Here is a 17,378-nt window from a genome sequence, read left to right on the forward strand (position 1 = left end):
CAAAAGGGAGACCTGTCATGGCCACATTCTTCAGGCGTAAGGCGGCGGCGGTGACGCTCGGCGTCCTGGCGCTCACCCTGGCCGGCGGCGGGATCGCCGTCGCGCAACCGGCGACCAAGGCTCCGGCCGAGGTGGCCCAGCCCGGGGCGCGGCTGTCCGGTGCCACCGGTCAGCCCCCGGTGACGGCGGCCGAAGCCAAGCAGGCCCGTGCGGCGCTCAAGGCCTCGCTCGCCCCGCCGGCCTCGGGTTCGGTCGCCTGGGCGGTCGTCGCCAGCGACGGCACCCTGCTCCAGCACTCGGCGAACGTCGTCTCGTCGACCCGGTACGGCACCGGCCAGTACCAGGTGCTGCTCGACTACAGCGTGGTCGGGAAGGCGTTCCAGGCCACCATCGGCACCAACGACCAGTTCAACGTGCCGCCGGCCGGCGAGATCGCCGTCGCCCCGCGCAACCAGACACCGAACGGCGTCTTCATCCAGACGTACAGCTCCAGCGGATCGGTGTCGAACAAGCCGTTCCACCTGTTCGTCGCCAACTGAGGCGCGGACCCGTCGGCGGTGCCGGCCCCCACCAGGGGGTCGGCACCGTCTGCTGTGGACACCGGTGCCCGTGGCCCGGCCCGCGTGGGCGGGGCACGGATCACCCGGTGACGCACGCATTGGGTCGTCGCACGGTGTTGCCGCCCCGCCGGGCCGGTCGTCCCGGTCCGGGACGAATCGGCCCGTCGGGGCGGGAAATTCCGACGTTTGCCGGCGGGTGACCCCGGGAAGCAAGCACCGTGACGGACATCTCGGACACCCTGGCCAGCCTGCCCCGCCCGGTCGATGCCGACGCGGCGGGCGCCGAGTTGGAACAGACCCTCTTCGAGGTCAAACGCGTGATCGTCGGGCAGGACCGGCTCGTCGAACGGCTGCTCACCGCGCTGATCGCCGACGGCCACTGCCTCCTGGAGGGGGTGCCCGGCGTCGCCAAGACGCTTGCCGCGCAGACCCTCGCCACCGTCGTCGGCGGCACCTTCACCCGCATCCAGTTCACCCCCGACCTGGTCCCCTCCGACATCGTCGGCACCCGGATCTACCGGGCCTCGACCGAGAACTTCGACGTCGAGCTGGGCCCGATCATGGCCAACCTGGTGCTGGCCGACGAGATCAACCGGGCCCCCGCCAAGGTGCAGTCCGCGCTGCTGGAGGCGATGGCCGAACGGCAGGTCACCATCGGCGGGCGGAGCTGGCCGGTGCCGGAGCCGTTCCTCGTGCTGGCCACCCAGAACCCGATCGAGTCCGAGGGGGTCTACCAGCTCCCCGAGGCGCAGCGCGACCGGTTCCTCATGAAGATCGTCGTCGACTACCCGGGCGACGCCGACGAACTGGCCATCCTCTACCGGATGAGCAGCGACCGGCCCCGCCCCCGCCAGGTGCTCGACCCGGTCCGGCTGCGCGACTACCAGCGCCGGGCCGCCCAGGTCTTCGTGCACCACGCGCTCGCCGAGTACGTGGTCCGGCTGATCCTCGCCACCCGCGACCCGGGCCGCTTCGGGCTGCCGGAGATCGCCCCGCTGCTGGCGTACGGGGCGAGCCCCCGGGCCACCCTCGGCCTGGTCGCCGCCGCCCGTGCCCAGGCGCTGCTGCGCGGCCGCGAGTACGTGCTCCCCGACGACGTCCGCGAACTCGCGGTCGACGTGCTCGCCCACCGGCTGGTGCTCTCGTTCGACGCGGTCGCCGACGGGGTCAGCGCCGAGGCGGTGGTGCACCGGCTGGTGCAGGCGGTGCCGCCCCCGGTGCTCGCCACCGGCCACCCCGAGTACACGCCCGACCTGGCGGCGGCGTGAGCGCCCCGGCCGCCCTGACCGGCCCGACCCTTGCCGACCTCGCCCCCGAACGGCGGCTGCGCCGCCTCGAACTGACCGTCACCCGCCGCCTCGACGGGCTGCTCCACGGTCAACTGCGTGGCCTGCTGCCCGGCCCCGGCAGCGAGATCGCCGGCAGCCGCGAGTACCGCCCCGGCGAGGACGAGGTACGCCGGATGGACTGGGCGGTCACCGCCCGTACCACCGTCCCGCACGTCCGCGAGGTCGACGCCGACCGGGAGCTGACCACCTGGCTGCTGGTCGACGCCAGCCCCAGCATGGAGTACGGCACCGCCGCGCTGGACAAGCGGGAACTGTCAGTGGCCGCCGTCGCCGCGGTCGGCTTCCTCACCGCCGGCACCGGCAACCGGCTCGGCGCGCAGGTGCTCGGCAGCGACGGGCTGCGCCGGTTCCCGGCCCGCTGCGGGCGTACCCACCTGCTGAGCGTGCTCCGCGCGCTGCTGGACGCCCCCCGGGTGGACGACCCGGCACCGGACACCCCGCCGACCGGCCCCGACCTGGCCGCCGCGCTCGCCGCGGTGCAGCGGGTCGCCGTCCGGCGGGGACTGGTGGTGGTGGTCTCCGACTTCCTCGACGGGCTGCCCGACGGGCACGACGCCACCACCGGGTGGGAGCCGGCGCTGCGCCGCCTCGCCGCCCGCCACCAGGTGCTCGCGGTCGAGGTGACCGACCCGCGTGAGCTGGAGCTGCCCGACGTCGGCCTGATCACCCTGGTCGACCCGGAGACCGGCCGGCGGCGCGAGGTGTGGACCGGTGACCCGGAGCTGCGCCGCCGGTACGCCAGCGCCGCCGCCGCGCAACGCGCCCAGGTGGCCCGCGCGCTGCGCCGCAGCGGGGCCGACCACCTCGCGTTGCGGACCGACCGGGACTGGACCGCCGACATCGTGCGGCACGTGCACGCCCAGCGCCGGCTGGCGGCGTCCGCCGCACCCCGGGGAGGTGTCGCGTGAACTGGCAGTCACCCGCCCGGCTCCTGCTGCTGCTCGGGGTGGTCGCGCTGGCCGTCGGCTACCTGCTGGCGCAGCGCCGGCGCAGCCGGTACGCGGTCCGCTTCACCAACCTGCGGCTGCTCGACCGGGTCGCCCCGCAGCGGCCGGCCTGGCGACGGCACGTGCCCGCCGGCCTGTTCCTGGCCATGCTGGCGCTGCTGGTGGTCGGCTTCGCCCGGCCCACCGCCGAGGTGCGGGTGCCCCGCGAGCGGGCCACCGTGATGGTCGCCGTGGACGTCTCCACGTCGATGCTCGCCACCGACGTGGAACCGGACCGGTTGACCGCCGCCAAGGAGGCCGCCCGGACCTTCGTCGACGGCCTGCCCGACGAGTTCAACGTGGGACTGGTCGCGTTCGCCGGCAGCGCGGCGGTGCTGGTGCCGCCGAGCACCGACCGGGGCGCCCTGCACGACGGGATCGACCGGCTCGCCGAGGGGATCACCGGGGTGCAGGGCACCGCCATCGGCGAGGCGATCAGCGCCTGCCTCGGCGCGGTGAAGAGCCTCGACGGGAAGGCGGCCAAGCAACCGCCGCCGGCCCGGGTCGTCCTGCTCTCCGACGGGGCGAACACCTCCGGGGCCGACCCGATGGAAGCCGCCGCGGCGGCCGTCGCGGCGAAGGTGCCCGTGCACACCATCTCGTTCGGCACCCCGGGCGGGTTCGTCGACCGGGGTGGCCGGCCGATCCAGGTGCCGGTCGACGGGCAGACCCTGCAGGCGGTCGCCGACCAGACCGGGGGCGGGTTCCACGAGGCGGGCAGCAGCGCCGAACTGCGCGACGTCTACGAGGACATCGGCTCCTCCGTCGGCTACCGCAAGGAACGTCAGGACATCTCCGCCCGGTTCATCGGGCTCGGGCTGGTCTTCGCCATGGGGGCGGCGGCCGGGTCGATGCGCTGGTTCTCCCGCCTGCCCTGAGCGGGGACCGTACCGGCCCACCTGCCCCTGATCCGTCGCAGCACACAGTGAGGAGCGGACGTATGGCAGTACCGACCGGCCTGGGGGAGCCCCGGGGCCCCTGGTTCCTCTCACCCGACCTGGGGCCGGACGGCCGACCCCGGTGGGACGTACCGTCGCCGGGGGAGGACCCGTCGCGGCGGCGCTGGCGCGGGCGGTTGTGGACCGCCGTGGCGGTGGTCGCCCTTTCCACCGTCTCCGGTGCGGCGGCCGGCGGCTGGGTGGCCGGCCAGGACGGCGCGGGCCCGACGGCGGCCTCCGCCGCCCCGGTCCCGGCGGAACTGGTCACCGCCGCCCAGAAGACCGTCCCGGGCGTGGTGTCCGTGCTGGTCGGCGGCGGTGCCGCCGGGCAGTCGGCGACCGGTTCCGGCTTCGCCATCGACAACGAGCAGCACGTCGTCACCAACGACCACATCCTGGCCAAGGGGGGTGGTGGCGCGGTGACCGTGGAGATGCCCGACGGCCGCCGGTACGCCGCCGAGGTGGTCGGCCGGGAGCCGGGCAGCGACCTGGCCGTGCTGAAGGTGCCGTCGGCCGCCGGGTTGGCCCCGTTGCCGCTGGCCAAGCCCCGGTCCACCCGGGTCGGCGAACCGGTGCTCGCGGTCGGCTCGCCGCTGGGCCTGGCCGGCACGGTGACCGCCGGGATCGTCAGCGCCCTCAACCGGCAGGTGCGCCTGGGCACCAACCGCCGCAGCGCGGTGCAGACCGACGCGTCGATCAACCCGGGCAACTCCGGCGGCCCGCTGGTCAACGCCCGGGGCGAGGTGGTCGGGGTGAACACGGCGATCGCCACCATCGACGGCAGCGGGTCGATCGGCATCGGCTTCGCCATCCCCATCGACCAGGTGCAGCAGACGGCCGACACCATCATCGGCAAGGGCGGCTGACCCGGGAGGGCTCGGGCCGGGTCGCCGGCGTCCACCGGTGCGGCGGCCGGTGTACGCGGCGCTGACCAGGGAAAACTTGCAGATGCCGAGGTCAGGCCATCAGCCCATAGAAATATGGCGCTAAGTATGGATACTGGCGTGGGTGGAGCTACCTCTCGTTGCATTGCTGCTGGTGGTGGGCCTCGTCGTCGGCTGGGGGGTCGGCGCGCGGTACGCCCGCGCCCGCCGTGGCTGGAACGACTACCGGGCCGCCAGGCGGGCCGTCCCCGGGGCCCGCCGGGCCGCCCTCGCACTGGTCCGGGCGGTCTTCACCCGGGTCGGGGTGATCGCGCTGCTGCTGTTCGGCGCGGTCGCCTACGCCACCGTCGGGCCCGACCACGACCGGGCCGAGCCGGCACCCGGACCCGCACCCTCGGCGACCGTGACGCCCGCCGGCGGCCGGGGGCGCTAACCTCGCCGGATGGACGACGGACTGCGGGTGACCGACCGGTGGACCGTTCCCGCCGCCGAGCTGCGGGAACGGTTCTCGCGGTCGTCCGGGCCGGGCGGGCAGGGCGTGAACACCACCGACTCCCGGGTCGAGCTGAGCTTCGACGTGGCCGGCACCACCAGCCTGCCCCCGGCGTTGCGCGAGCGGGTGCGGGAACGCATCGCCGGCCGGCTCGTCGACGGGGTGCTCACCATCGCCGCCAGCGAGCACCGCGCGCAACTGGCCAACCGGGAGGCGGCCCGGGAACGGCTGGTCGCCCTGTTGCGCGAGGCCGTCGCCCCGCCCCCGCCGCCCCGGCGTCCCACCCGCCCCTCCCGGGGTGCCAAGGAACGCCGGCTGGCCGACAAGAAGCGCCAGTCCCAGCGCAAGCGGGACCGTCGCGCCGACGGCGACTGACCGCCGCCCGCGCCGGTCGGGTCCCGGCGGCGGCACCGTCGACGCGGTGCGGTGCGCCGGTGGCGGAAAACCCGGGCCGGGACGGGCCGGCGCTGCCTAGGCTGGCGGGCATGTCCACCGACACCCTGGTCACCCTCGCCGGCGTCACCGCGCTCGCCGGTGCCCCCGACGGGCCGAGGATCTGCGGCGGCGACGACGCCACCGACGTGATCGGCGCGGCGCTGGGCCACGGGGTCGACCTGGTGGTGCTTCCGGTACGCCGGCTCGCCGTCGAGTTCTTCGCGCTGCGTACCGGGGTGGCGGGCGCGGTGGTGCAGAAGTTCGTCAACTACCGGCTGCGGCTGGCCGTGGTCGGCGACATCTCGGGGCACGTCGAGCGGAGCACCGCCCTGCGCGACTTCGTCGTCGAGGCCAACCGGGGCGACCAGCTCTGGTTCGTCGACACCACGGCCGAGCTGGAGGAGCGGCTGCGCACGCGGGCCGGCGGCGCAAACCCGGTGGAGCCCGGCCCCGGCCACCGTCGATGATGGGCCCATGCCCAGCGCCGTCGACTTCGCCGCCAAACCGACGATCACCGGCGAGCGGGTGACGTTGCGTCCGTTCGTCGACGCCGACCTCGCCTGTTTCCGGGCGGCGATGGCAGACCCGGAGGTGGCCCGCCTGACCGGCAGCCCACCCGGCGGCCCCGACGAGCAGCAACTGCGTTCCTGGTACGGCAGCCGCAACGCGCAGACCGACCGGCTCGACCTGGCGGTGGTGGACAACGCCACCGGCGACTGCGTCGGCGAGGTCGTCCTCAACGACTGGGACCGGCACAACGCCTCCTGCAACTTCCGCACCCTGTTCGTGGCGGCCGGCCGCGACCGGGGCCTCGGCACCGAGGCGACCCGGCTGGTCGTCGGGTACGCCTTCGACACCCTCGGCCTGCACCGCGTCTCGCTGGAGGTGTTCGCGTTCAACCCGCGCGCCCGCCGGGCGTACGAGAAGGTGGGTTTCGTCGCCGAGGGCGTGCTGCGGCAGGTGTTGCGGGACACCGACGGCTGGGTCGACGCGACGGTGATGTCGATCCTGGCCCCGGAGTGGGCCGTGCACCGGGGCCACCCGACGCGCTGACCTGGGGTGTCGAAGCGCTTCGCCAGGATGCGGGAGGGCGTTGAGCCGGGGCGGCCGGTCTGGTGGGATATCAGTGGGAGCAACCGGGCCTTCACCGACCGCACGTCGTCACGTGACAGGAGTCCCCTCACCATGCTCCGAAGGCCGTTCCTCTCCGCCCTGCTCGCCGCGTTCGCGGCCGTCCCCCTCACCCTGCTCGTCGGGCTGGTCGCCACCCCGGCGGCCCACCCCGCCGCCGCCACCCCGGTCCGCGTGATGCCGCTCGGGGACTCGATCACCGGCTCGCCCGGCTGCTGGCGTTCCCTGCTGTGGAACCGCCTGCAGTCCACCGGCCACACCGACGTCGACTTCGTCGGCACCCTCGGCCCGCAGGGCTGCGGGCAGCCGTACGACGGGGACAACGAGGGTCACGGCGGCTACCTGGTGACGAACGTCGCCAACCAGAACCTGCTGCCCGGCTGGCTCGCCGCGACCCACCCCGACGTCGTGCTCATGCACTTCGGCACCAACGACGTGTGGAGCAACATCCCCCCGGCCACCATCCTCACCGCGTACTCGAAGCTGGTGGACCAGATGCGGGCCAGCAACCCGACGATGCGGATCATCGTCGCCAAGATCATCCCGATGGCCCCGTCGAGCTGCGCCGAGTGCGGGCAGCGGGCGGTGGCCCTCAACGCCGTGATCGACGGCTGGGCGGCGGGAAAGACCACCGCCGCGTCGCCGATCGTGGTGGTCGACCAGTGGACCGGGTTCAGCACCACCACCGACACCTACGACGGGGTGCACCCCAACGCGGCCGGCGACCAGAAGATGTCCGACCGGTGGTACCCGGCGCTGGTGGCCGCCCTCGGCGGGGTCACCCCCACGTCCACCCCGACCGGCTCGCCCACCCCCACCGGCCCGCCCACCCCCACCGGCCCGCCGAGCCCGACGGTCAGCCCCACGGTCCCGCCCACCGGGTCCCCCACGGTCGACCCGCCGACCACCTCGCCGCCGGCCGGGGTGGCGTGCACCGCCAGCTACCGGATCACCAACCAGTGGCAGGGCGGGCACCAGGGCGAGGTGACCGTCCGCAGCACCGGCACCGCGCGGACCGCCGGCTGGCGGGTCACCTTCACCCTGCCCGCCGGACAGCAGATCACCCAGACCTGGAACGCCGACCTGACCCAGACCGGCAGCGCGGTCACCGCCCGCAACGTGAACTGGAACGGGGCGCTCGCCCCGGCGGCCGAGGCCACCTTCGGGTTCCTCGGCACCCACACCGGCACCGCCACCGCCCCCACGGCGACCTGCACCGCCAGTTGACCCGCCCGAGGGTCCGGGTCCCGGTCCGGACCCTCGCCCGGGTCAGCCGGCGTCCGCAGTGGCGCGGTCCAGTGCGGCCAGCAGGCGAGCGCGCAGCACGGCGGCCCGCTCGGCGAAGCCGCGCTGCGCCGCCGCGTACTCGGCCCGGCCCTCGGCGGTCTCCACCCGCACCGGCGGGTAACCGAGGGCGGCCAGGTCGTAGGGGCTGGCCCGCATGTCCAGCGTCCGGATCTGCCGGGCCAGCGCGAAACAGTCCGCCACCAGCTCCGAGGCGACCAGCGGGGAGAGCTTGTACGCCCACTTGTAGAGGTCCATGTTGGCGTGCAGGCAACCCGGCTGTTCCAGCTCGTGCTGGGTCTCCCGGCTCGGCTGGAGCAGGTTCAGCGGCCGGGCCGGCGCGGTGAAGAACCGGAACGCGTCGAAGTGGCTGCACCGCACGCCCCGCTCGCGAACCACGGCGGCGGTGTCGTCCGGGCTGAGCCGCAGCGGCCAGGCGTTGTGCCGGACCTCCTCCTGGGTCTGCCGGTAGACCATCGCCCACTCGTGCATGCCGAAGCAGCCCAGGTGCGCCGGTCGGCCGGCGGTCGCGGCCAGCAACGCTCTGATCCAGCCGATCGAGTCGGCACGGCGTCCGCGTACCCGGTCGGTGTCGAGGGTGACCCCGGCGGGGTCGGCGCGGTAGTCGCGGCCGAACGCGGCCGGGTCCGCGTCACGCAGCAGCACCCCCGCGCCCGGATGCCAACGACGCAACTGCGCCGGGCGGTATGAGTAGTAGGTGAAGAGGAAATCCTCCACCGGATGCCGGCCGCCGGTGCGGCGGCGGGCCAGGTGCGGGTCCAGCCAGGTGGCCACCCGCGCCGCGTGGGCCGCCCGCCGGGCCTGCCAGTCGACCGCGTCGAGGGCGGCGGGGGCGAGGGCGGCGGTCACACCCCTCAGGGTACGACCGCCGCCCGCCCCCGGTCAGGGCACGTCCACCCGGACCCCGGCGGAGAACACCCCGCTGCGCAGCTCCAACTGCTCCGGCTTCTGCGCGCCGTGCACGGTGAAGACCAGCGGCAGCACCACCCGGCTGCCCGCCGAGACGGGCTGGGCGAAGACGTCGCGCCCCAGGTTCGCCAGCCGGGTGGCGTCCTCGTCGGTGCTCACCCAGCTCCCACCCGGCAGGTACGCGCGCTGGAGCTGACCGTGCCAGCTCTGCTGCTCCGGGGTGACGTTGCGCACCCCGACCGTGGCCTGGCACTGCTGGCTGGCGACCCTCGCCGTGGCGCAGGCCACCCGGTAGACGGTGAACTCGAACGCCTTCTCCCGCAGCGGGGTGCCGACCGGGCCGGTCATGGTGGTGCCCGTCCACGCCCCGGCGGTCGGCTGCTTGGTGGTGTCGATGGCGGCGACCTCGCGGGTGGCCGTCCAGGCGGCGGCGAAGACCACCCCGGCCAGCACCGTCGCGGCCACCCCCACCACCAGCCACACCGACGGGCTGCGGCGTCGCCGGACCTCTCCGGGTACGGCGGGGCGCGGGTACACCGTCCCCCCGCTGGGGGCCGCCGGGCCGCCCGCGTACGGCGGGGAGCCGGCCGCCACCGGCGCGGTGCCGGTCGGCTCGATCCCGCCCACCCGTCGCCGGGCCCGCCGCCACCACCAGAGCGCGCCGGCCAGCAGGGCCAGCACCACCAGTGCCGCGCCGAGCAGGATCGGCGGCTGCCGCCAGGCCGGCGTCGCGGGCACGAACGCCTCCGGGGCCGCCCCGCTGCGCCAGGTGGCCGTCGCGCAGTCGTACGGCTGGTCGCCGTCACCGGCGTACGCGCAGGCCGGCGCGGTCAGCGCCCGGCCCGGCGCGGCGGCGGCCAGGGCGGTGTCCAGGGTCCGGGTCGCCCCGGCCGGCAGGACGAGCCGCCAGGTGACCTCCCCGCCCGCGCCCGCCCCGCCCGCTTGGGTGACCAGGCCACCCGCGCTGACCGCGGTGGTCGAGGTGCCGGCCGGCAGCTCCTGCCGGACCATCGTCTGCACCGTCGAGCCGCCCGTGTTGCGCACCATGATCCGGTAGCCCGGCACCCCCGTCGCGGCGGGTGCCACGGCCACGGTGACCTGCGGTGCCGGCCGGGGCGCGCCCGGGTTGCCGGCGGTGGTCATGCCGGGGGCCGGCGCGGTCGGGGTGACCGGCACGACCGCGCCGCTGGCCGCCACCCCGGGCGCGGCCCGCGCCGGCCGGGCAGGTGCGGTCTCCCGGGCCGGGACCACCGGCGTCGCCCAGGCGGCGAGGTGGGCCGGTACGGCGGGGCGGGCGGTGGCCTCCGGTCGGGCCCGGGTGCCCGGCCCCGTCGGTGCCCGGCCCGGTTCCGCCGGGCCGGGGTGGCCCGCCGTCCCCGGTGCCCGACCCGGTCCGGCCGTGCTGGCGGACCCTGCCGTCGCGGCGGTCACCGCCGGGGTGGCGTGGGGTGCGGGGCCGGTACCGGGCAGCGCCGGTACGGCGGCGAGGATGCCCAGGCAGTTCACGAAAACCGCGAGGGCCCTGTGGTGTCGTCTCGATGCAGGCATACCAACGAACCTCCGGAGCCGACGTTAGGAGCGCGCACCCTCCGGGCGGGTACGAAGCGGCGAACCCCGCCCACCGCGCCGGCCGATGGCCTACGCTGCGCCGACGTCCCGGTGGTCGACTGGTGACGCCGGGCGTGGGGATAGATTGGCCGGGTGCGTATCGCTCGTTTCGCTCATGCCAAGGGAATGTCGTTCGGGGTCGTCGAGGGCGAACCGGAGGCCGGGCCGCAGGGTCTGACCGTCGCCGAGATCGAGGGCCACCCGTTCGGGCAGATCCAGTTCTCCGGTGCCCGGTGGGCGCTCTCCGACGTGCGGCTACTGTCGCCGATCCTGCCCAGCAAGGTGGTCTGTGTGGGGCGTAACTACGCCGAGCACGCCGCCGAGCACGGCAACGAGGTGCCGAAGGAGCCGTTGCTCTTCCTCAAGCCGTCCACCTCGGTGATCGGCCCCCGGGACGCGATCCGGCTGCCGATCTTCTCCCGGCAGGTGGAGCACGAGGCCGAGTTGGCCGTGGTGATCGGCGCGCCGGGTGCCCGCCGGGCCGACCGGGCCGCCGCCGCGAAGGCCGTCTTCGGCTACACCTGCGCCAACGACGTCACCGCGCGGGACCTGCAGCGTTCCGACTCGCAGTGGACCCGGGCCAAGGGTTTCGACTCGTTCTGCCCCATCGGCCCCTGGATCACCACCGGTCTGGACGTCTCCGACCTGGAGGTGCGCTGCGAGGTGGGGCGCAACCCGGACGAGATGGAGGTACGTCAGCTCGGCCGGACCAAGGACATGGTCTTCGACGTGCCGGCGCTGGTGTCGTACATCTCGCACGTGATGACGCTGCTGCCCGGGGACGTGGTGCTGACCGGCACCCCGGCCGGGGTTAGTCCGCTCACGGACGGGGATACGGTCACCGTACGGATCGAGGGGATCGGCGAGCTCACCAACACGGTGGTACCGGTCGCCTGACCCGTACGACACCCCTGTTTCCGCAGCTCACACGCGGTTTGGGGGATTGGATTTGGCCTGTTGGCGCGGGGAGGGTAAAGTTCCTTCCCGGCGCCACAAGGGGCCAATGGGGTATGGGGTAATTGGCAGCCCAACTGATTCTGGTTCAGTTAGTCTAGGTTCGAGTCCTGGTACCCCAGCGCAACCGCGGGTTCACCCGAATCCGTGGACGCTGGATTCTGACGGAGATCGGCTCCGTCCCGTCATCGGGACGAAGTTGATCTCTGATAGAGTGCAGCTTCCCCGCCCGGGTAGGGCAGGGAAGCACAAGCTATGTTCTGGCCCCGTCGTCTAGTGGCCCAGGACGCCGCCCTCTCAAGGCGGTAGCGCCGGTTCGAATCCGGTCGGGGCTACAACGCTGACAGCCCGTCCCACGTTCGTTGGGACGGGCTTCTTCGCGTCTCGGGGAGAGTTCGTTCCCCCTCCCGCGCGCCAGCCGGCCCGCTCGGGCTGGCCCGGCTCATGTGGCTGGGCCCCCCTCGGCTGGCGGGGCCCGCTCGTGTGGTCGGCCCTGCTCTGTGGCTGATCCCGTTCGTGTGGTCGGCCCTGCTCGTGTTGGCTGGGCCGGCTCGTGTTGGCTGGGCCGGCTCGTGTGGTGATGGTGCGCTGTCTCGGCCGCTCGGACACCGCTGTTTCGCCACCCGGGTACCGACCCCGCCAGGATGCCGACCCCCGTCTCGGGGGTCGGGTGCCGGTGCCGTTAGACTAATGCCGCACCGCCCCACGGGGTGGTGAAGCAGGAAAATGTGCCTGGCCCCGTCGTCTAGTGGCCCAGGACGCCGCCCTCTCAAGGCGGTAGCGCCGGTTCGAATCCGGTCGGGGCTACCACACGATCGGCCCGTCTCGCCCCGCGAGGCGGGCCGATCGCCGTTCCCCTCGCTTCCCGCCCTCTCCCGCGCCTCCATCCCGCCGGTCACACCCGCCCCTGGCCCTTGGTCCTTGGCCCCTGGCCGCGCCGACCCGCCTCTGGCCGCGCCGACCCGCCCCCGCCGCCCTCACCCTCCCCGGTCTCACCCGCCCCCGCGGTCCCACCTCGGTGATCAAGAGGTTTGCGTCACGTGATCAAGAGGTTTGCGTCACTTTGATCTCTGAACATGACGCAAACTTCTTGATCACCGAGGCGAGCCGAGGCGGCGGGGGCGGGGCGGGGCGGGACGGGGTGGGGTGAGGCGGGTGGGGGAGGAGTGGGTTAGAGGCCGGAGAGGCGTTGGCCGGCGCGGACGACGGCCATGGCGTGCCGTTCGCCGGGGCGGCGGCCGAGGCGTTCGATCGGGCCGGAGATGCTGATCGAGGCGATCACCCGGCCGGTGCGGTCCCGGATCGGGGCGGAGACGCTCGCCACACCGGCCTCCCGTTCGGCGACGCTCTGCGCCCAGCCCCGGCGGCGTACCTCGGCGAGGGTGCGGCCGGTGAACTTGGACCGGGGCAGCAGCGGCATGACCGCCTCGGGCGGCTCCCAGGCGAGCAGGATCTGCGCCGCAGAGCCCGCCGTCATGGGTAGCACCGAGCCGACCGGCACGGTGTCCCGCAGGCCGCTGGCCCGCTCGGCGGCGGCCACACAGACCCGTTCGTCGGCCCGGCGCAGGTAGAGTTGGGCGCTCTCCCCGGTGGCGTCGCGCAGCGCGGCGAGCAGCGGCTCGGCGGCGGTCAGCAGGACGTCCGGGGCGGCGTTGGCCAGCTCGCCGAGCCGGGGCCCGGGACGCCATCGCCCCTGGGTGTCCCGGACCAGCATCCGGTGGATCTCCAGGGCCTGGGCCAGCCGGTGTGCGGTGGCTCGGGGCAGCTTGGTGCGTTCAACGAGTTCGGCCAGGCTGGCGCCGTCGACACAGGCGGCCAGGATGACCACCGCCTTGTCGAGGACGCCGACACCGCTCATACTGTGTCCCACAAGCCGAAATTTACCTCCCAGAATTTAGGATGTCCAGATGGTGGGAGTCACTCAACCGAGGACCCTGGCCGAGAAGGTCTGGGACGCGCACGTCGTACGGACCGCCGAGGGTGAGCCGGACCTGCTCTACATCGACCTGCACCTGCTGCACGAGGTGACCAGCCCGCAGGCGTTCGACGGGCTGCGCCAGGCCGGCCGGCGGGTCCGCCGCCCCGATCTCACGCTCGCGACCGAGGATCACAACACCCCGACCGGGTACGACGATCCCGCGTTCCGGCTGCGCCGGGGCGACCTGCTGACGATCGCGGACCCGACCTCGCGTACCCAGATCGAGACGTTGCGCCGCAACTGCGCCGAGTTCGGCCTGCGGCTGCACCCCCTGGGCGACGAGAACCAGGGCATCGTGCACGTGATCGGCCCCCAGTTGGGCGTCACCCAGCCCGGCATGACGATCGTCTGTGGCGATTCGCACACCGCCACCCACGGCGCGTTCGGCGCGCTGGCCTTCGGCATCGGCACCAGTGAGGTCGAACACGTCCTGGCCACCCAGACCCTGCCGCAGGCCCGCCCGAAGACCATGGCGGTCAACGTCACCGGTCAGCTCGGCCCCGGCGTCACCGCCAAGGACCTGGTTCTCGCGCTGATCGCGCAGGTGGGCACCGGCGGTGGACGCGGCCACATCGTGGAGTACCGGGGCGAGGCCATCCGGGCGCTGTCGATGGAGGGCCGGATGACGGTGGCCAACATGTCCATCGAGTGGGGCGCCAAGGCGGGCCTGATCGCGCCGGACGAGACCACCTTCGCGTACCTGAAGGGCCGGCCGCACGCGCCGGCCGGGGCCGACTGGGACGCGGCGCTGGCCTACTGGCGGACGCTGCCCACCGACGACGGCGCGACCTTCGACGCCGAGGTGACCCTGGACGCCTCCCGGATCACCCCCTTCGTCACCTGGGGCACCAACCCCGGCCAGGGCGCCCCGCTCGGCGCGGCCGTGCCGGACCCGGAGGAGTTCACCACCGACGCCGAGCGGACCGCCGCGCGCCGGGCCCTGGAGTACATGGACCTCACGCCGGGCACCCCGCTGCGCGACCTCGCCGTCGACGTGGTGTTCGTCGGTTCCTGCACCAACGGCCGGCTGGAGGACCTGCGGGCCGCCGCCGACGTGCTGCGCGGCCACCGGGTCGCCGACGGGGTGCGGATGCTGGTGGTGCCCGGTTCCGCCGCGGTACGGGAGGCCGCCGAGGCGGAGGGCCTGGACAAGGTCTTCGCCGACGCCGGAGCGGAGTGGCGGTTCGCCGGCTGCTCGATGTGCCTGGGCATGAACCCGGACACGCTGAAGCCGGGCGAGCGTTCGGCCTCGACCTCCAACCGCAACTTCGAGGGCCGGCAGGGCCGGGGCGGGCGTACCCACCTGGTGTCGCCGCCGGTCGCCGCCGCCACCGCCGTGACCGGCCGGCTCGCCGCCCCGGCCGATCTGTAGAAGGGCAGCCGAGAGATGGACAAGTTCACCACCCACACCGGGACCGCGGCACCGCTGCGCCGTTCCAATGTGGATACCGATCAGATCATCCCGGCCGTGTACCTCAAGCGGGTGACCCGTACCGGCTTCGCCGACGGACTCTTCCGGGCCTGGCGCGACGATCCCGCATTCGTGCTCAACAACCCGGCGTATTCCGGGGCCACCATCCTCGTGGCGGGGCCGGAGTTCGGCACCGGGTCATCCCGGGAGCACGCTGTGTGGGCGCTGCGCGACGGGGGTTTCCAGGCGGTCATCTCGCCCCGGTTCGGCGACATCTTCCGGGGCAACGCGCTCAAGGAAGGGCTCCTCCCGGTCGAATTGGAACTGACCGCGGTCGAGCAGATCTGGGACCTGGTGGAGGCCGATCCGACCACCGCGGTGACGGTCGACCTGACCACCCGAGAGGTCCGCGTCGGGGATTCCACCTGGTCGTTCCCGCTCGACGACCACAGCCGCTGGCGGCTGATGGAGGGCCTCGACGACATTGGACTCACCCTGCGGCACGTCGCCGACATTGAGGCGTACGAGGCCGGCCGACCGTCGTTCACCCCCGCCGTGGTCTAGCCGTACGCCGGGCCACGGCACCGTTTTCGCCCCCACCGGTTCATCCGGTGGGGGCGAATCCGTTACGACACAAGGGCTTTTTTCCACCGAATGTTTGTGTCCAGGCAGCACAGGGCATACGGTGCGCGCAGAATGGCTCGCGTCGAGTCAGTTGCACAATCGGGAGGAAGTCGTGAACAAGGCCGAGCTCATCGAGGCGCTCGCCGCTCGCCTGGGGGACCGGAAGTCGGCGACGGCGGCGCTCGACGCGGTCCTCGCCGAGGTCCAGGCGGCGGTCACCAAGGGCGACAAAGTGGCGATCACCGGATTCGGATCGTTCGAAAAGCGTGTCCGGGCGGCGCGAACAGCGCGCAACCCGCGTACCGGTGAGGCGGTGAAGGTCAAGAAGACATCCGTCCCGGCCTTCAAGCCGGGCGCCGGTTTCAAGGAGATGGTGGCCACCGGCAAGGTGCCGAAGACCGCCGCTCCGGCGAAGAAGACCACCAGCACGGCGGCCGCCAAGGCCACCGGCGCCAAGGCGACAGGGGCGAAGGCCACCACCGCGAAGGCGACCGGGGCCAAGGCCACGGGCGCGAAGGCGACCGGCGCCAAGGCGACCGCAGCCAAGGCCACCGGGACGAAGGCGACCGGCACCAAGGCCACCGGGGCGAAGGCGACCGCCGCCAAGAAGACGACGGCGACCGCGGCCCGCAAGACCACCACGGCGAGCGCCACCAAGGCCACCGCCGCGACCAAGGCGGCCACCAAGAAGGCAACGCCGGCCAAGAAGACCGCCACGGCGACCAAGTCGACCACCGCCCGCACCCCGGCGGCCAAGAAGGCCACCGCGGCCAAGAGCACGGCCGCCAAGGCGACCGCCGCGAAGAAGGCACCGGCCAAGAAGGCGCCGGCCCGCAAGGCCGCAGCCAAGCGCTGACACCGGGTACGACCCGACGGGCGTCCACCAGCACGGTGGACGCCCGTCCGCGTGTTCAGAACCGGTCGGCGGCGAGCAGCCCGTCGGCGGTGAACGCGAGCAGCCAGCCGCGGCCCTTGGCGGTGCCGAAGTCGTCGTCGCGTCCCGCCAGTCGGGCCAACGCGCCCGGGATCACCTTGCCCTGGCTGCACACCCCGACCGGCTGCCCGGTGGCGGCCAGCTCGACCAGCCGGCCGGCGGCGGCCAACGCGCACTCGTCGACCTGCTGGCCCGGCTGCGGCTCGTCGAAGTCGCCGCACACCTCGATCGGCAGGTCCAGCGCGGCGGCCGCCGGCCCGAGGGTCTGTACGCACCGGCGGGGCGAGGCCGACAACAGGCGTACCGGCCGGACCAGGGCGACCAGCGGGGCCAACGCGTGCGCCTGGGTGACCCCCTCGGCGTCCAACGGGCGGCCGGTGTCCGGCCCCGACCAGGTGGCCCGCCTGCCGGCGTGCGCGTGCCGCACCAGCGCCACCGTGCCGGTGACCCGGGGCAGGGCGGCGAACGCGGCCAGCACCTGCGCGTCGTGCGGGTAGCTCACCCGGGCGACCGCCGCGTCGACGTCGAGCCAGCACACGTCGTCGACCTCGGTGCCCGGCTGGAACCCGCCGGTGCCCACGGCCCGCATCGACCAGTAGTCGACAAGCTTGGGACGGCCCTCGCTGCGGTACCGCACGCTGGGCAGCCGGACCTGCGGCACCGCTTGTACGTCGGACTCCTCGGCCACCTCCCGGACGGCGGCCAGCAGCGGATGCTCGCCCCGTTCCAGCTTGCCCTTGGGCAGCGACCAGTCGCCGTAGCGGGGCCGGTGCACGAGACAGACCTCGACCCCGCCGTCGTCGGTCGGCCGCCACGCCACCCCACCGGCCGCCCGGATGCCGACCGGCTCCTCGTCCACCATCCGATCACCCTACGTCC

The 17,378-nt window shown here is 73.9% G+C and carries 18 protein-coding genes and 3 tRNA genes; 17 read left to right on the top strand and 4 right to left on the bottom strand.

The features are described 5' to 3' along the window. Positions 1–17: 17 nt before the first annotated feature. From ACN268_RS28440 to ACN268_RS28485, 10 genes are all read left to right on the top strand, one after another. Positions 18–539: a hypothetical protein gene (locus ACN268_RS28440; protein ID WP_421486057.1), complete on the top strand. Its 522-nt coding sequence runs from the start codon at positions 18–20 to the stop codon at positions 537–539. Positions 540–778: 239 nt separating this feature from the next. After that, the gene (locus tag ACN268_RS28445; RefSeq protein WP_088641647.1) at positions 779–1,828 is read left to right on the top strand and encodes an AAA family ATPase; all 1,050 of its coding nucleotides are present in this window, start codon (positions 779–781) and stop codon (positions 1,826–1,828) included. Then, entirely contained in the window at positions 1,825–2,817 is a 993-nt protein-coding gene (locus tag ACN268_RS28450) for a DUF58 domain-containing protein (protein ID WP_421486058.1), read from the top strand. The genes ACN268_RS28445 and ACN268_RS28450 overlap by 4 nt, the downstream gene beginning before the upstream one ends. Beyond that, entirely contained in the window at positions 2,814–3,773 is a 960-nt protein-coding gene (locus ACN268_RS28455) for a VWA domain-containing protein (protein WP_204923756.1), read from the top strand. The genes ACN268_RS28450 and ACN268_RS28455 overlap by 4 nt, the downstream gene beginning before the upstream one ends. Before the next feature lie 62 nt (positions 3,774–3,835). Then, positions 3,836–4,699 carry a S1C family serine protease gene (locus tag ACN268_RS28460; RefSeq protein WP_204923757.1) on the top strand — a complete coding sequence of 288 codons (864 nt, stop codon included), beginning with the start codon at positions 3,836–3,838 and terminating at the stop codon, positions 4,697–4,699. A 142-nt stretch (positions 4,700–4,841) separates the two neighbouring features. Continuing rightward, positions 4,842–5,150 carry a hypothetical protein gene (locus ACN268_RS28465; RefSeq protein WP_363652399.1) on the top strand — a complete coding sequence of 103 codons (309 nt, stop codon included), beginning with the start codon at positions 4,842–4,844 and terminating at the stop codon, positions 5,148–5,150. Positions 5,151–5,159: 9 nt separating this feature from the next. Then, entirely contained in the window at positions 5,160–5,585 is a 426-nt protein-coding gene (gene arfB, locus ACN268_RS28470) for an alternative ribosome rescue aminoacyl-tRNA hydrolase ArfB (protein WP_421486059.1), read from the top strand. Positions 5,586–5,695: 110 nt separating this feature from the next. Next, the gene (locus ACN268_RS28475; RefSeq protein WP_421486060.1) at positions 5,696–6,112 is read left to right on the top strand and encodes a DUF4180 domain-containing protein; all 417 of its coding nucleotides are present in this window, start codon (positions 5,696–5,698) and stop codon (positions 6,110–6,112) included. A 7-nt stretch (positions 6,113–6,119) separates the two neighbouring features. Beyond that, a complete protein-coding gene (locus ACN268_RS28480; protein ID WP_421486061.1) occupies positions 6,120–6,698 on the top strand; it encodes a GNAT family N-acetyltransferase in 579 nt (192 codons plus the stop codon). A gap of 132 nt (positions 6,699–6,830) precedes the next feature. Further along, positions 6,831–8,003: a cellulose binding domain-containing protein gene (locus ACN268_RS28485; protein ID WP_421486063.1), complete on the top strand. Its 1,173-nt coding sequence runs from the start codon at positions 6,831–6,833 to the stop codon at positions 8,001–8,003. A gap of 42 nt (positions 8,004–8,045) precedes the next feature. Here ACN268_RS28485 and ACN268_RS28490 read toward each other — a convergent pair whose 3' ends face one another. Then, the gene (locus ACN268_RS28490; RefSeq protein WP_421486064.1) at positions 8,046–8,930 is read right to left on the bottom strand and encodes a 3-methyladenine DNA glycosylase; all 885 of its coding nucleotides are present in this window, start codon (positions 8,928–8,930) and stop codon (positions 8,046–8,048) included. Positions 8,931–8,963: 33 nt separating this feature from the next. Next, a complete protein-coding gene (locus tag ACN268_RS28495; RefSeq protein ID WP_421486066.1) occupies positions 8,964–10,538 on the bottom strand; it encodes a hypothetical protein in 1,575 nt (524 codons plus the stop codon). A 153-nt stretch (positions 10,539–10,691) separates the two neighbouring features. Between ACN268_RS28495 and ACN268_RS28500 the strand changes: the two genes are divergently transcribed. From ACN268_RS28500 to ACN268_RS28515, 4 genes are all read left to right on the top strand, one after another. Then, positions 10,692–11,495 carry a fumarylacetoacetate hydrolase family protein gene (locus ACN268_RS28500; RefSeq protein WP_363652387.1) on the top strand — a complete coding sequence of 268 codons (804 nt, stop codon included), beginning with the start codon at positions 10,692–10,694 and terminating at the stop codon, positions 11,493–11,495. Positions 11,496–11,602: 107 nt separating this feature from the next. After that, positions 11,603–11,674, top strand: a tRNA-Gln gene (locus ACN268_RS28505). 140 nt (positions 11,675–11,814) lie between these two features. Next, positions 11,815–11,887 (top strand) — tRNA-Glu (locus ACN268_RS28510). 399 nt (positions 11,888–12,286) lie between these two features. Continuing rightward, a tRNA-Glu gene (locus ACN268_RS28515) sits at positions 12,287–12,362 on the top strand. A 361-nt stretch (positions 12,363–12,723) separates the two neighbouring features. On the opposite strand, the gene ACN268_RS28520 is transcribed toward ACN268_RS28515, so the two are convergent. Continuing rightward, positions 12,724–13,410: an IclR family transcriptional regulator gene (locus ACN268_RS28520; protein WP_088646078.1), complete on the bottom strand. Its 687-nt coding sequence runs from the start codon at positions 13,408–13,410 to the stop codon at positions 12,724–12,726. 49 nt (positions 13,411–13,459) lie between these two features. Between ACN268_RS28520 and leuC the strand changes: the two genes are divergently transcribed. From leuC to ACN268_RS28535, 3 genes are all read left to right on the top strand, one after another. Beyond that, the gene (gene leuC / locus ACN268_RS28525) at positions 13,460–14,902 is read left to right on the top strand and encodes a 3-isopropylmalate dehydratase large subunit (RefSeq protein WP_204923765.1); all 1,443 of its coding nucleotides are present in this window, start codon (positions 13,460–13,462) and stop codon (positions 14,900–14,902) included. 15 nt (positions 14,903–14,917) lie between these two features. Then, the gene (gene leuD / locus ACN268_RS28530; protein WP_421486067.1) at positions 14,918–15,505 is read left to right on the top strand and encodes a 3-isopropylmalate dehydratase small subunit; all 588 of its coding nucleotides are present in this window, start codon (positions 14,918–14,920) and stop codon (positions 15,503–15,505) included. 172 nt (positions 15,506–15,677) lie between these two features. Then, entirely contained in the window at positions 15,678–16,421 is a 744-nt protein-coding gene (locus tag ACN268_RS28535) for an HU family DNA-binding protein (protein WP_421487019.1), read from the top strand. Between the two features lie 55 nt (positions 16,422–16,476). Here the strand turns inward: ACN268_RS28535 and ACN268_RS28540 are convergent, their stop codons facing one another. Further along, positions 16,477–17,361, bottom strand: coding sequence for an NUDIX hydrolase (locus tag ACN268_RS28540; RefSeq protein WP_421486069.1), 885 nt, complete (start codon positions 17,359–17,361; stop codon positions 16,477–16,479). Positions 17,362–17,378: the final 17 nt, after the last annotated feature.

It is taken from the genome of Micromonospora sp. WMMD735 (genome assembly GCF_049178995.1).
Classification (GTDB): Bacteria; Actinomycetota; Actinomycetes; order Mycobacteriales; family Micromonosporaceae; genus Micromonospora; species Micromonospora wenchangensis.

What these genes read in the sequence shown, in the direction of transcription:
- ACN268_RS28540 (WP_421486069.1), bottom strand. Translation starts at nt 17,361, where the DNA reads ATGGTGGACGAGGAGCCGGTCGGCATCCGGGCGGCCGGTGGGGTGGCG.
- ACN268_RS28520 (WP_088646078.1), bottom strand. Translation starts at nt 13,410, where the DNA reads ATGAGCGGTGTCGGCGTCCTCGACAAGGCGGTGGTCATCCTGGCCGCC.
- arfB (WP_421486059.1), top strand. Translation starts at nt 5,160, where the DNA reads ATGGACGACGGACTGCGGGTGACCGACCGGTGGACCGTTCCCGCCGCC.
- leuC (WP_204923765.1), top strand. Translation starts at nt 13,460, where the DNA reads ATGGTGGGAGTCACTCAACCGAGGACCCTGGCCGAGAAGGTCTGGGAC.
- ACN268_RS28495 (WP_421486066.1), bottom strand. Translation starts at nt 10,538, where the DNA reads ATGCCTGCATCGAGACGACACCACAGGGCCCTCGCGGTTTTCGTGAAC.
- ACN268_RS28440 (WP_421486057.1), top strand. Translation starts at nt 18, where the DNA reads ATGGCCACATTCTTCAGGCGTAAGGCGGCGGCGGTGACGCTCGGCGTC.
- ACN268_RS28460 (WP_204923757.1), top strand. Translation starts at nt 3,836, where the DNA reads ATGGCAGTACCGACCGGCCTGGGGGAGCCCCGGGGCCCCTGGTTCCTC.
- ACN268_RS28480 (WP_421486061.1), top strand. Translation starts at nt 6,120, where the DNA reads ATGCCCAGCGCCGTCGACTTCGCCGCCAAACCGACGATCACCGGCGAG.
- ACN268_RS28485 (WP_421486063.1), top strand. Translation starts at nt 6,831, where the DNA reads ATGCTCCGAAGGCCGTTCCTCTCCGCCCTGCTCGCCGCGTTCGCGGCC.
- ACN268_RS28475 (WP_421486060.1), top strand. Translation starts at nt 5,696, where the DNA reads ATGTCCACCGACACCCTGGTCACCCTCGCCGGCGTCACCGCGCTCGCC.
- leuD (WP_421486067.1), top strand. Translation starts at nt 14,918, where the DNA reads ATGGACAAGTTCACCACCCACACCGGGACCGCGGCACCGCTGCGCCGT.